This is a genomic window from Nonomuraea sp. IBHARD001, from assembly GCF_056106265.1.
On sequence record NZ_JBWBBW010000002.1, the window covers coordinates 7,145,603 to 7,158,639 of the forward strand.

10 protein-coding genes and 2 tRNA genes are annotated in these 13,037 nt (G+C 68.8%); 4 read left to right on the forward strand and 8 right to left on the reverse strand.

The genetic code is table 11. The features are described 5' to 3' along the window. Nucleotides 1–480 precede the first annotated feature (480 nt). The 5 genes from clpX to ACTWNK_RS34125 form a co-directional block, all read right to left on the reverse strand. Nucleotides 481–1,764, reverse strand: a complete 1,284-nt coding sequence (clpX, locus tag ACTWNK_RS34105) for an ATP-dependent Clp protease ATP-binding subunit ClpX (protein ID WP_474309024.1) — start codon at nucleotides 1,762–1,764, stop codon at nucleotides 481–483. Nucleotides 1,765–1,939: 175 nt separating this feature from the next. Continuing rightward, nucleotides 1,940–2,563 (reverse strand): ATP-dependent Clp protease proteolytic subunit, encoded by a 624-nt coding sequence (locus tag ACTWNK_RS34110; RefSeq protein ID WP_474309025.1) that lies wholly within the window; start codon nucleotides 2,561–2,563, stop codon nucleotides 1,940–1,942. A gap of 12 nt (nucleotides 2,564–2,575) precedes the next feature. Further along, nucleotides 2,576–3,208: a ClpP family protease gene (locus tag ACTWNK_RS34115; protein ID WP_474309026.1), complete on the reverse strand. Its 633-nt coding sequence runs from the start codon at nucleotides 3,206–3,208 to the stop codon at nucleotides 2,576–2,578. 512 nt (nucleotides 3,209–3,720) lie between these two features. Then, nucleotides 3,721–5,136, reverse strand: a complete 1,416-nt coding sequence (gene tig / locus ACTWNK_RS34120; protein ID WP_474309027.1) for a trigger factor — start codon at nucleotides 5,134–5,136, stop codon at nucleotides 3,721–3,723. A 168-nt stretch (nucleotides 5,137–5,304) separates the two neighbouring features. After that, on the reverse strand, nucleotides 5,305–6,171 hold the full coding sequence (locus ACTWNK_RS34125) for a helix-turn-helix domain-containing protein (protein WP_474309028.1): 867 nt from the start codon (nucleotides 6,169–6,171) through the stop codon (nucleotides 5,305–5,307). A gap of 245 nt (nucleotides 6,172–6,416) precedes the next feature. Between ACTWNK_RS34125 and ACTWNK_RS34130 the strand changes: the two genes are divergently transcribed. Then, nucleotides 6,417–6,905 (forward strand): ATP-binding protein, encoded by a 489-nt coding sequence (locus ACTWNK_RS34130; RefSeq protein WP_474309029.1) that lies wholly within the window; start codon nucleotides 6,417–6,419, stop codon nucleotides 6,903–6,905. 75 nt (nucleotides 6,906–6,980) lie between these two features. Here ACTWNK_RS34130 and ACTWNK_RS34135 read toward each other — a convergent pair. Next, nucleotides 6,981–7,054, reverse strand: a tRNA-Pro gene (locus ACTWNK_RS34135). An 89-nt stretch (nucleotides 7,055–7,143) separates the two neighbouring features. Here ACTWNK_RS34135 and ACTWNK_RS34140 point away from each other — a divergent pair. Next, nucleotides 7,144–7,214: transfer RNA gene (locus ACTWNK_RS34140), tRNA-Gly, on the forward strand. A 79-nt stretch (nucleotides 7,215–7,293) separates the two neighbouring features. On the opposite strand, the gene ACTWNK_RS34145 is transcribed toward ACTWNK_RS34140, so the two are convergent. After that, nucleotides 7,294–9,213: a trypsin-like serine peptidase gene (locus ACTWNK_RS34145; protein WP_474309030.1), complete on the reverse strand. Its 1,920-nt coding sequence runs from the start codon at nucleotides 9,211–9,213 to the stop codon at nucleotides 7,294–7,296. 64 nt (nucleotides 9,214–9,277) lie between these two features. On the opposite strand from ACTWNK_RS34145, the gene ACTWNK_RS34150 reads away from it, so the two are divergent. Then, nucleotides 9,278–10,615, forward strand: a complete 1,338-nt coding sequence (locus ACTWNK_RS34150) for a TrpB-like pyridoxal phosphate-dependent enzyme (RefSeq protein ID WP_474309031.1) — start codon at nucleotides 9,278–9,280, stop codon at nucleotides 10,613–10,615. Between the two features lie 27 nt (nucleotides 10,616–10,642). Then, nucleotides 10,643–11,980, forward strand: coding sequence for a dihydrolipoyl dehydrogenase family protein (locus tag ACTWNK_RS34155; protein ID WP_474309032.1), 1,338 nt, complete (start codon nucleotides 10,643–10,645; stop codon nucleotides 11,978–11,980). Here the strand turns inward: ACTWNK_RS34155 and ACTWNK_RS34160 are convergent. Beyond that, complete coding sequence (locus tag ACTWNK_RS34160; protein ID WP_474309033.1) at nucleotides 11,910–13,001, reverse strand: AI-2E family transporter; 1,092 nt, start codon at nucleotides 12,999–13,001, stop codon at nucleotides 11,910–11,912. The two genes, ACTWNK_RS34155 and ACTWNK_RS34160, sit on opposite strands and share 71 nt — an antisense overlap. Between the last annotated feature and the right edge of the window lie 36 nt (nucleotides 13,002–13,037).

The window sequence follows — 13,037 nt, forward strand, 5'->3', positions numbered from 1 at the left end:
TGGCGCACCGCCCGTTAGACCCTCGGGCCTCGGCACCTCACGTCTCCGGCGTCCCGCCGTCCCCGCCTCGCCGAAGTCCAGCTGGAGTGGCGTGCTTGGACAGGCCTCAGCCACGCTCCCACGGTGGGCAATGCCCGGCCTGCCGTAAAGGGCCCTCCCAGACGACACCCTCAACCCCAGCCGAATCCCTCAGCCCCTCCCCAACCTGAGCCACCACTCACCAGACCCCACTACCCGCCAGCAAGCCAGCACCCACCAGCCCAGCCGCCCGATGGCCACCAGCGTTCAGCCCTCAGACGCCAGCGCTCAGCCGGAGCCCTAAGTCACCAGCCCCCGAACGCCTCAGCCCTCAGCCACCACCACAACCTCACCCCCACACACGAACACCCCCAACCCCCGCCCCCTAAACCCACACACCACCCACACACAAGACAAAAGGGGCGGCCCCAAAGGACCGCCCCCAAGTGCAACTTCGCCCACCTACGCCGACTTCTCCCGAGGCGCACGCTGCTGCTTCGCAGCCAGTTGGTCGCGTGGCACCAGGGTGGGAATCGCGTGCTCCAGCACGACCTCCCGGGTGATCACCACCCGGGCGACGTCCTGCCGGGACGGCACCTCGTACATCACCGACAGCAGCACCTCCTCCAGGATCGCGCGGAGCCCGCGGGCGCCGGTGCCTCGGAGGATGGCCTGGTCGGCGATGGCGACGAGGGCATCCTCTGAGAACTCCAGCTCGACGCCGTCCAGCTCGAACAGCTTGCGATACTGCTTCACGAGGGCGTTGCGCGGCTCGGTGAGGATCTGGATGAGCGCTTCGCGGTCGAGGTTGTGCACCGACGTGATGACGGGCAGCCGGCCGACGAACTCGGGGATCATGCCGAACTTGAGCAGGTCCTCAGGCATGACATCGCCGAAGATGTCGGAGGAGTCGACCTCCTCCTTCGAGCGGATGATGGCGTTGAAGCCGATGCCCTTGCGGCCCACCCGGGATTCGATGATCTTCTCAAGGCCGGCGAACGCGCCTCCGCAGATGAACAGCACGTTCGTGGTGTCGATCTGGATGAACTCCTGGTGCGGGTGCTTGCGCCCGCCCTGCGGCGGCACCGAGGCCGTCGTGCCTTCGAGGATCTTCAGCAGGGCCTGCTGCACGCCCTCGCCCGAGACGTCGCGGGTGATCGACGGGTTCTCGCTCTTGCGGGCGATCTTGTCGACCTCGTCGATGTAGATGATGCCGGTCTCGGCCTTCTTGACGTCGTAGTCAGCGGCCTGGATGAGCTTGAGCAGGATGTTCTCGACGTCTTCGCCGACATATCCGGCTTCGGTCAGCGCAGTGGCGTCGGCGATGGCGAACGGGACGTTCAGCATCTTCGCCAGCGTCTGCGCGAGCAGTGTCTTACCGGAACCCGTCGGGCCGAGCAGCAGGATGTTGGACTTCGACAGCTCCAGGCCGTCGTCTCTGCCGCGGTCGCCGGACTGCACCCGCTTGTAGTGGTTGTACACCGCCACCGAGAGCGCCTTCTTCGCCTTGTCCTGACCGATGACATAGGCGTCGAGGAACTCGTAGATCTCCCTCGGCTTGGGCAGGTTGTCCCACTTGAGCTCGGAGGACTCGGAGAGCTCCTCCTCGATGATCTCGTTGCACAGATCTATGCACTCATCGCAGATGTAGACGCCGGGCCCGGCGATGAGCTTCTTGACTTGCTTCTGGCTCTTCCCGCAGAAAGAGCACTTCAGCAGGTCTCCCCCGTCGCCGATGCGTGCCACCCCAGATACTCCTTTGCGTGGGACCGCCCTGCTCCCGCGATCCGTATCCTCCGGACCCGGTCCGAACCGCTCAGGTTTCGACGTTACCGTCTTCTGGGCCCACAGTGAGCCCCCTGGCGGCGAGTCGCACCGGAACGTGCCCTATTGGGCACCGTTCCGGTGCGCTGCCATCTCGTCAGGAAGCTACGGCCTGAGCTCGCTTCTTCCGCGACGGGATGATGTCGTCGATCAGACCATACGCCTTGGCCTCATCTGCGTTGAGAATTTTGTCGCGTTCGATGTCCTTGCGAACCTCGACCGGACTCTTGCCCGAGTGCTTGGCAACGATCTCCTCAAGCAGAGAGCGCATGCGCAGGATCTCACGGGCCTGGATCTCGATGTCGCTTCCCTGGCCGCCGCCCTCGGTGGAGGGCTGGTGGATCAGGACCCGGGCGTTGGGCAGTGCGAACCGCTTGCCCGGGGTGCCACCGGCCAGCAGCACGGCCGCGGCGGAGGCCGCCTGGCCGAGGCAGACGGTCTGGATTTCCGGCCTGACGAACTGCATCGTGTCGTAAATCGCCGTCATAGCGGTGAACGACCCGCCGGGCGAGTTGATGTAGATGCTGATGTCACGGTCGGGGTCGAGCGACTCCAGCGTCAGCAGCTGCGCCATCACATCGTTGGCCGACGCGTCGTCGATCTGCACTCCGAGGAAGATGATGCGGTCCTCGAAGAGCTTGTTGTACGGGTTCATCTCCTTCACGCCGTAGGACGTGCGCTCGACGAAGGAGGGGAGAACGTAGCGGCTCTCGATATTCACTTCCAGCTCCCCCTAGGAAACGGCGCCGTGCGAGGGCACCTGACGCGCGCTGCGGACGACGTGGTCGATGAAGCCGTAGTCCTTGGCCTCCTCGGCCGTGAACCAGCGGTCGCGGTCGGAGTCCTGCTCGATCTGGTCGAGCGCCTGGCCGGTGTGGAAGGCGATCCGCTCGGCCAGCGTCTTCTTCACATAGAGCATCTGCTCGGCCTGGATGGCGATGTCGGCGGCGGTGCCACCGATGCCACCGGACGGCTGGTGCATCATGATGCGGGCGTGCGGCAGCGCGTAACGCTTGCCAGGGGCCCCGGCGCAGAGCAGGAACTGCCCCATGGAGGCCGCCAGGCCCATCGCAACCGTGGCCACGTTGTTCGGCACGTATTCCATCATGTCGTAAATCGCCATGCCGGCGGTCACCGAACCACCGGGCGAGTTGATGTAGAGCCAGATGTCGCGGTCGGCGTCGTCGGCCGCCAGCAGCAGTAGCTCGGCACAGATGCGGTTGGCGATCTCGTCGTTGACGTCGGTGCCGAGCACGATGATCCGCTCGCGCAGCAGACGCTGGTAGAGCTGGTCCTCGAGCCGGAAGGACGAGCCGTTCTCACGGCCGCGAGACTCGGGCTGGTAGAAGGACGGCGGGCTGGTCACAGCGTCACCTTCCGATGCGTCGTTGTCGATTGGCTTTGCTTGTGACCTTAACGCGCACGGCCGACCGGTCATGCCCCGTCCACCGACTGTTCGCTGACGGCGCAGGTAGCCGGGCCAACGGCCCCTCTGCCCCCGCAATCCCCCAGCTGACCCGCAACCACTCGACCCACACCCACCACTCGAAGCCACTGAACGCCAACCAACCGCCACCCGAAGACACAGAACACCACAGGAGGCACTCACCTCCCGGGCCCCCGCAATCCCCCCGGCCCCTGCCCCCACCCGCCAGCCGTACGCCCCCCTGAGCCGCGCCCCCTCGCAGGCCGCCCGACAGCGCCCCCAGAGCCCCGCCACCCCCCGATTGGGAAATTCTCCCGAGTACGCCCGGCACGCCCCGCAGGAGCCGTCTCAAGGGCTCCGGGAAACGCCGAAGCCCCGGCCCGCCGGAGCGGGTCAGGGCTTCACGGGGCGCCCGCTGTGGGCGAGCGCCTCGGCGTCACACGTGCGGCGGCCTACTTGGCGGCTGCGGTCTCGGCATCGGTCTCGGCCTCGGCGGAGTCCTCGGTGCCGTCGCCCTCGGCGGGCTCCTCGACGAGCTCCTCGCCGTTGATCTCCTCGTAGATGGCCTTGAGGTCGACCTCGTTGCCGGCCTCGTCGACGACCTTGGCGGCGTCGCCGATGACCGTCTTGGCCTTGTCGCGGACGATCTCGACCATGGCCAGCGTCAGCTGGTCGTTGTCGGCCAGGTGCTGGGCCAGCGTGTTGGGCGCGACGCCCATCTGCATGGCACGGCGTACGACGAAGTTGGTGAGCTCCTGCTCGGAGACGCCCAGCTCCTCGGTCTTGACGATCTTGTCGAGCATGAAGCCCGACTTGATGGCCTTGACCGAAGCGGTCTCGAACTCGGCGAAGCGCTCGTCCTCGCTCGTCTGGTACAGACGGAAGAACGCGTCCTTCGACAGGCCGCTCTCGGAGATCTGGTGCTCAAGGTTGTGCTTGCGCGCGTCGAGCTCGGCCTTGAGCGCGCTCTCCGGGATCGGGATCTCGATCTGCTCGAGGAGCGCGTCGACGGCCTTCTCACGGGACTGCACGACCTGGTCGACCAGCTTGTTGCGGCGAACCTGCTCGCGGACGCTGGCCTTGAGCTCGTCGAGCGTGTCGAACTCGCTGGCGAGCTGCGCGAACTCGTCGTCGAGCTCGGGCAGGACCTTCTCCTTGACCGACTTGACGTTGATGATCACGTCGGCTTCCTCGCCGGCCTGCTCACCGCCGACCAGCGTGGTGCGGAAGGTCTTCTCCTCGTCGGCGGACAGGCCTTCGAGCGCGTCGTCGAGGCCCTGCAGCACGGAGCCTGCGCCGACCTCGTAGGAGACCTCGCTGGCCTGCTGCTCCTCCAGGTTGCGGCCGTCGATCTCGGCGCGCAGGTCCATGACGACGAAGTCGCCCTTGGTCGCGGCGCGCTCGACACCGGTCAGCGTGGCGAAACGCTGGCGCAGCGAGTCGAGCTGGCCCTCGATGTCGGCCTCGACCACGTCGGCGACCGGAACGGTGACCTCGATGCCCGCGTAGTCCGGGACGTCGAAGTTGGGGCGGATGTCGACCTCGGCGGTGAACTCGATGTGCTCGCCGTCCTCGATCTTGGTGACCTCGATGTCGGGCTGGCTCACCGGGAAGACGTCGACCTCGTCGACGGCCTGGCCGTACAGCTTCGGCACCGCGTCGTTGAGGGTCTCCTCAAGCACCACGGCGCGGCCGAACCGCTGCTCGATGATGCGCGCGGGGACCTTGCCCGGCCGGAAGCCGGGGACGCGAACCTGCTGGGCGACCTTCTTGTACGCCGCATCCAGGCTCGGGCGCAGCTCGTCGAACGGCACCTCGACGGTCAGCTTCACCCGGGTCGGGCTGAGCTCCTCGACAGCGGTCTTCACGGGGTGGTCTCCTTGATCAAGCTACGAGTGTTCGCGGGCGCGTCCATCAGGTACGGCTCAACGCGCCGCGCCCACATGAGCGGTGTTGGGCACGCTCCGCCTTGGCGGGTGTCCAAACGCCGCATGCCAGTCTAGGGCAGATGTGCACCCTACAACGACGGACCGACCTCAGATCTCATTCATGATCTTGTTGAGGATGGCGACGGTCTCGTCGGGGGTGGTGCTGACCGCGCAGAGGCGTTCCATGACCTCGGTATAGCGGTCGACGTCCTCGCGTTTGTCCAGGTAGAGGGCGCTGGCCAGCTGCTCGACGTACACGACGTCCGGCAGGTCCTGCTCCGGGAAGCGCAGGATGCTGAACGCGCCGCCCTCGGCGCTGTGCCCGCCGAAGCTGAACGGCATGACCTGGATCGTGATGCCCGGCTGACGCATCAGGTCGAGCAGGTGCTCCAGCTGTGCCCGCATGACCTCGGCCCCGCCGATCGGACGGCGCAGCGCCGCCTCGTCGATGACCGCCCAGAACAGCAGCCCACCGGGCCTGTCGATGACCTTCTGGCGTTCGAGCCGCAGGTCGACCCGCCTGGCGATCTCCTCGGTGCCGACCCCGGCCGACCCGGCGGTGATGACCGCCTTGGCGTACTCCTTCGTCTGCAGCAGGCCCGGCACGAACTGCACCTCGTACGTGCGGATGCGGAGCGCGGCCTCCTCCAGCCCGACATAGGCCTGGAACCAGCCGGGCAGCAGATCGTTGAACCTGTGCCACCAGCCGGGCTCGTTCGCGTTCTCGACGAGTCCGAGGATGGCCGCACGCGCCGACTCGTCGGTCACGCCGTACAGGGTGAGCAAATCGGCTACGTCGCGTTCCTTGAAACCGACGCGACCGAGCTCCATGCGACTGATCTTCGACTCGGAACCGCGGATGAGATGTCCGGCGTCCTCGCGGCTGACGCCCTGCGATTCACGGAGCCTGCGCAGCTGAGAGCCCAGGAGGATGCGCAGCGCCGTAGGCCCTGAGCCCGGCTGATTCTGCGTCAATTCCGCCTCCTCGTTCCCCGGCATGCATGGTCCAGCGCACACAGTGTCACCACTACGGGCCGGTATGACAAGGTCTCAACCAGGTGTCCGGTTCGCCAAACCCCCGTGGTAACCGCCCATGCGGCTGCACATTGCAGGTGCACGTGCATTTGGGTCTTGCAGCACCGGGTGTCGTGACCCATGATGGCCTAGTGCATATTGGGCCAAACATGCACTAACCCTTAACCGTGGGAGGTAGCGGCAGCATGGTGGAGGAGCCCCTGGCGGCTGCTGCCGACTGCCTGCAGCTTACGCGTGAGGTGGGTTTCGATCGCCTGCTGACCTGCGGCGGCCCGGACACGACAGCGTGCCCGCTGCCCTTCCAGGCCGACTCGGTCAAGACCGCGCGCGACGTCACCCGCTCCACGCTCAGCTCGTGGGGACTGTCCGAACTGAGCGACGACGCCGCACTGGTCGTCTCCGAACTGGTGACCAACGCCGTGCGTTACTCCCTGTACGCGCGTCCGCACCCCGGCGAGCACCCCATCACCCTCCTGCTGGTACGGGTCGCCCCCCACGTCCTGCTCGCGGTCGCCGACCCGAGCGACGAGGTGCCCACGCCCAAGGAGCCGGACTTCATCTCCGAGAACGGCCGCGGCCTCTACATCGTGGAGACCTACAGCCAGAGCTGGGGCTGGGACCCCCTGGACCGAGGCGGCAAGGCCGTCTGGGCCGTCTTCCACACCGGCGACTGACCCTTCCCTCTCGCCCTGCTCACGACGAAGGCCGCCCCCGAACGAACGGGGACGGCCTTTTCGCTGTCCTGAGAGTCGGGGCGACAGGATTTGAACCTGCGACTTCTTGCTCCCAAAGCAAGCGCGCTACCAAGCTGCGCCACGCCCCGCGGCGTCGAGTGTGAAGGTACTCCGGGACTCCGGTACGCTTACGCCCTGACGACCGAACGAAGTCTAGACCAGACTTCGACCGGCTCGCGCGGACGTAGCTCAATGGTAGAGCCCTAGTCTTCCAAACTAGCTACGCGGGTTCGATTCCCGTCGTCCGCTCCGGATCGAGAAAGGCCAGGTCATTCCCAGTGCGGGGTGCCTGGCCTTTGTCTTGGGCAGGGGATTCGACGAGGCCGGGTCAGACGGTCAAGGCTGAGGAGATCGCGCGGGCCACCGAGGGGTGGCTGAGGTATTCCTCGATGTTGTGGGCGCGTTGGAGGGGGTTGATGACGGCTCGTTCGTCGACCTGGCCCTTCCAGTCGTCGTCCAGGGGTGAGCCGATGCACACCGGGTCCGCAGGGCACCACACGTTGAGCCAATGCCCCACGCGAGCAGGCCGGATCGGCCCGCCGGACAGCAGGCGGCTGTGGACGGCGTCCAGGCCCAGCGGGCTGCCGACCGTGATGAACAGGGGCACGCGCAGGGTGTCGGGCAGGACGGTGAGCAGGTCCATGGCCACGGCGGTGCCCAGGCTGTGGGCGACCAGGACGACCTCGCCGGAGGCGGGCAGCGTGTTGCGCACGGCGTCGAGCACGGCCTGGCGGGCGGTCCGGTCGTCGAGGTAGGCGGCGACGTCGCGGAAGGCGGCGGCGATGAGCAGGTGGTCGAGGTTGGTGGCGGAGGCCAGCCACGACAGGGCGCCCTGCAGCCCGGACAGCAGCCCTTCGCTTCGGATGCCGGACGGCATCCCGGCCATGCGCGCGGCCTCGACAACGAGCTGCTCGTAGATCACCCGGGCGGTGGGGCTCGACGGTGTGAACGCGGTCGCGGGATCGGCGATGAGCGCCTCGGCGGTGGAGGTGCTGAGCAGGCGGTTGCCGTAGAAGGGCAGCCAGGCGTCGGCGGGGTCGAGGGGCGGCAGGCCGGCCAGTGTGAGCCCTTTGTTCAGCCCGGCGCTCCACTCCCTGCGGATCAGCGGGAGGTCGCGGTCGTCCTGGCCACGGCCGTGCAGGAACACCAGGTGGCGCCCGCCGCCGAACGCCGTGGGCCTGGCGGCCAGGCCGGAGCGGGGCGCGGCGGCCTCGACGGCGACGACCGTGCGGGGTGCGGTGGTGGTCAGGCCGGTGTCGGGGCCCATCTCGGCCAGCAGGGCGCGTACGGCGGGCGTGTGCTCGGTCGCGGCCAGGTGCTTGAGTATGGCGCTGACCCTGGCGCCCTCGTTGGCGATCCAGGCGAGCGCGTCGTCGCCGTCGCCCTCCTGCCACCGCTCGCCGTCCTTGCGTACGAGGTTGCCTTCGGCGTCGGTCTTGGGCACGCCGGAGTGGTGCAGGGCGACGACCTGCCACTGGTCGTTGTAGACCGGCGAGCCGGAGTTCCCTGGCTCGGTGTCGGCGGTGTACTGCAGGAAGTCGGGCAGTTGGAGCGACAGTTCGTTGTGCCTGATCGCGATCTCCTTGAGCCGTCCCGCCGGATGGCCGACGACGTTCACGGGCTCGCCGACGACGATCTTGCCCTGTTTGACGTCGAGCCGGTTCCAGCCGGAGACCGCTCCCGCCTCGCGCCCGTCCGAGCCGGGCCGTACCTGGACGAGGGTGTAGTCGAGGTGGGCGTCGGTGATGAAGCAGCCTTCGGGGTCGAGGCGGTGGCGGCTCCACAGCTGGGGCTGGTTGTCGATGCCGGCCTCGGCGCCGAACTCGGCGATCACCGCAGCCGCGGCGTCGGGGTCGGGCAGCACGTGGTTGTTGGTGAGCAGCAGCCTGGGCGAGACCAGGAAGCCGGTGCCGAGCGGTACCTCCCTGCCGTTGTCGGACAGCGAGATCCTGGCCACGGTCGCTGCGGCCCGCGTTCCCCTGGCCAGGAAGCTCACCGCCTGGAAGTCGCGCGAGGCGCCGATGATGCGCTCCAGCATGCGGGGCGCACCGGCCGTGACCAGCTTCTCGATGGTGGCGTAGGCGATCTCCCCGTTGCCGACCAGCCGCTCGGCCCTGGCCACGAGTTGCGCCTGCTCGTCGACGATGCGGACGTCGTCGCGCTCGCGCCTGCGCTCGATGTCGGCGCGCTCGCCCTCGGACTCGCCGTACCTCTGGGCGGCGGCCTGGATCTGCTCGGTTGCTCTCATGGAGCAACGTTGCGCCCGGCCGCGGGCACGCGGCATGAGTAACCCCATACTCAGAACGCGGGAAATGCCGCACGATGCGGATATGACCCGTCACTGGTACAACATGGCCGCCGATCTGCCGCTCCCGCCTCCTCCGCCCCTCCATCCCGGCACGTTGCGCCCGGTCGGGCCCGACGATCTCGCGCCGCTGTTCCCGATGGCGCTCATCGAGCAGGAGGTGAGCACGGAGAGGTTCCTGGAGATCCCCGAGGACGTGCTGGCCGTCTACCGGCTGTGGCGGCCCACGCCGCTGCTGCGGGCGCGCAGGCTGGAGGCCTCGCTGGGCACTCCGGCCCGCATCTACTACAAGTACGAGGGCGGCTCCCCCTCCGGCTCGCACAAGCCGAACACAGCCGTCCCCCAGGCGTACTACAACGCCGCCGAAGGCGTCAGGAAGCTCACCACCGAGACCGGCGCGGGCCAGTGGGGCTCGGCGCTGGCGTTCGCATGCGCCCAGTACGGCCTGCAGTGCGAGGTGTGGATGGTACGCGCCTCCTACGACCACAAGCCGTACCGCCGCTCGCTCATGCGCGTGTACGGCGCGACCGTGCACGCCAGTCCTTCACCGCTGACCTCGTCGGGCGCGGCGGTCCTGGCCGACGACGCCGACTCCCCCGGCAGCCTGGGCATCGCGATCAGCGAGGCGGTCGAGGTGGCGGCGGCGTCGGCCGACACGAGGTACGCGCTCGGCTCGGTGCTCAACCACGTGCTCGCCCACCAGACCGTGATCGGCGAGGAGGCGCTGGAGCAGCTGCGCGAGCTCGGCGAGACGCCGGACGTCATCGTGGGCTGCACGGGCGGCGGCTCGAACTTCGCCGGACTGACGTTCCCGTTCGTCCGCGAGCGGCTGCAGGGCCGGATCGACCCGGTGATCAGGGCCGTCGAGCCCGCCGCGTGCCCTTCGCTGACCAGGGGCGCCTACGCCTACGACTTCGGCGACACCGCGGGCCTCACGCCGCTGCTGAAGATGCACACGCTCGGGCACGGCTTCATCCCCGACCCGATCCACGCCGGAGGCCTGCGTTACCACGGCATGTCGCCGCTGCTGTCGCACATGTACGACCAGGGCATGTTCGAGGCGGTCGCCAAGGGCCAGCGCGAGTGTTTCGAGGCCGGGCTGCGTTTCGCCAGGACCGAGGGCATCGTGCCCGCGCCCGAGCCGACGCACGCCCTGGCCGAGACCATCGCCGAGGCCCTGCGCTGCAAGGAGAGCGGCGAGCCCAAGGTCATCCTGACCGCGCTGTGCGGGCACGGGCACTTCGACCTGGCCGCATACGACCGCTATCTGTCGGGCGAGATGCAGGACTTCGAGCTGCCGCAGGAGCGCATCGAGCACGCACTGGCCGGGCTGCCTCAGGTGTGAGCGCGCCCTCCGGGTTACGGTGGTCGTATGGACGTCGATGTGATCGTCATCGGGTTGGGGCCTGGCGGGGAGGACGCCGCCGGGCGGCTGGCCGAGGCCGGGCTGCGGGTCGCGGGGGTCGAGGCGCGGTTGGTGGGCGGCGAGTGTCCCTACTGGGGGTGCATCCCCTCCAAGATGATGATCAGGGCGGCCGATCTGCTCGCCGAGTCACGCCGTGCGGGCGCGCACCTCACACCCGACTGGCCGAAGGTCGCGGCCAGGATCAGGGACGAGGCCACCGACGACTGGGACGACAAGGTGGCCGCCGACCGGTTCACCGGCAAGGGCGGCATCCTGGTCAGGGGCCGGGGCCGCATCACCGGGCCCGGCGAGGTCACCGTGACGGGCGCCGACGGCGAGCAGGTGCTCAGGGCCGCCAGGGGCATCGTGATCGCCTCCGGCTCGCAGCCGGTCGTCCCGCCGATCGAGGGCCTGGCGGGCACGCCGTTCTGGACCAACCACGAGGCCATCGAGGCGGCGACGCTGCCCTCGTCGGTGATCGTGCTCGGCGGCGGCGCGATCGGGGCCGAGCTGGCGCAGGTGCTGGCCAGGTTCGGCTCGCGGGTGACGGTGGTGGAGGCGGCCGATCGGCTGCTGGCGCTGGAGGAGCCCGAGTCGGGCGAGCTCGTCGGCCGTGTGTTCGCCCGTGAGGGCGTCGACGTGCGCACGGGCGCGCGGGCGAGCCGTGTGACCCACGCCGACGGCGCCTTCACCCTGGAGATCGAGGGTGGCGGGGCGGTGTCGGCCGAGCGCCTGCTGGTGGCGACCGGCAGGCGGGTCGACCTGCGGGCGCTCGGCGTGGCCGCCGTCGGCCTGGAGGAGTCGGCCAGGTCGATCGAGACCGACGGGCGCATGCGGGCCGCCGAAGGCGTGTGGGCGCTCGGCGACGTGACGGGCAAGGGCGCGTTCACGCACATGTCGATGTACCAGGCCGACATCGTGGTCAGGGATCTGCTGGACGAGCCGGTGCACGAGGCCGACTACCACGCCGTTCCCCGGGTGACGTTCACCGATCCGGAGATCGGCGCGGTGGGGCTGACCGAGGCCCAGGCCAGGGAGCGGGGCCTGGACGTGCACGTCGGGCTGACCGACCTGGCGGCCAGCACGCGCGGCTGGATCCATCGGGCCGAGGGCTTCGTCAAGCTGGTGGCCGCCGACGGCGTGCTGGTGGGCGCGACGAGCGCGGGGCCGAGCGGCGGCGAGGTGCTGTCGATGCTGACGCTGGCCGTGCAGGAGCGGGTGCCTGTCGCCAGGCTCAGGCAGATGATCTACGCGTACCCGACGTTCCACCGGGCGGTCTCGGCGGCGCTGCAGGCGTTCGAGTAGGCTCCGGCCTGCCGCTGACCAGTGGGCCGAGCCAGTGTGTGCCCTGGTCGGCGTCGATGAGCAGGGCCCTGGCCAGTGCGGTGAGCGGCACGGCCAGGATGGCGCCGAGCGCGCCGAGCGCCATCGTCCACACCAGCAGCGACAGGATGGTCAGCGTCGTGGACAGCCCCGCCGACTCCCCCGCGTACTTCGGCTGGATGACCGACTGGATGACGAAGTTCAGCACGCAGTAGATCACCACGACCCACACCATGGTCTGCCAGCCCGAGTCCAGCAGGGCCAGCAGCGCGGGCGGCACGAGTCCGACGATGAAGCCGATGTTGGGGATGTAGTTGGTGATGAACGCCAGCAGCCCCCACGCCAGGGCCAGCGGCACCCCGAGCATGGCCAGCGCCACCCCGTCGAGCACGGCGACGATCAGCCCGAACACGCTGGAGACGATCAGGTAGCGCACGGTGTCCTTGGTGAAGACGCGCAGCGCCTCGACCAGGTGCGGGCGGGAGGCGGCCATCGCCTTCACGGCGTCCTGGGTGAAGGTCGCGTCCAGGCTCATGCCGTACAGCAGCAGCAGGATCAGCACGAAGGCCGAGGCGACGCCGATGAGGCCGCCGAGGAAGGCCTGGACGACGCCGAGCAGCTTGGTCGGGTCGAACTTGGCGAGCACCGCGCCGATCTGCTCGGAGGTGATGCCGAGCCTGCCGAGTTCGGCCGTGGCCGAGGCGACGAGCGCGTTGTACTGCGGCGCGTAGGTGGGCAGCAGCACGGCGAGCTGGGCCACCGAGACGACCAGCGCGCCGACCAGGGCGACGAGCACGAGGATGACCACCAGGAGCGGCACCAGCATGAGCGCCCAGCCGGGTGCGCCGCGCCCGCGCATCCAGGTGCGCAGCGGGCTGACCGCGATCGTCATGGTGAGGGCGAGGAAGGCCGGACCGGCGATGTCGCTCGCGTGCTCGATCCCGGCCAGGGCGATCACCCCGGCGGCCATCGCGATGAGGAGCCTGAGACCGCGCGACTTCATGCGTCACACTATGACTACATTCGGCTACCAGGTGTG

Coding starts and splice junctions, on each gene's coding strand:
- ACTWNK_RS34130 (WP_474309029.1), top strand. CDS start 6,417: ATGGTGGAGGAGCCCCTGGCGGCTGCTGCCGACTGCCTGCAGCTTACG.
- ACTWNK_RS34145 (WP_474309030.1), bottom strand. CDS start 9,213: ATGAGAGCAACCGAGCAGATCCAGGCCGCCGCCCAGAGGTACGGCGAG.
- ACTWNK_RS34150 (WP_474309031.1), top strand. CDS start 9,278: ATGCCGCACGATGCGGATATGACCCGTCACTGGTACAACATGGCCGCC.
- ACTWNK_RS34155 (WP_474309032.1), top strand. CDS start 10,643: ATGGACGTCGATGTGATCGTCATCGGGTTGGGGCCTGGCGGGGAGGAC.
- ACTWNK_RS34160 (WP_474309033.1), bottom strand. CDS start 13,001: ATGAAGTCGCGCGGTCTCAGGCTCCTCATCGCGATGGCCGCCGGGGTG.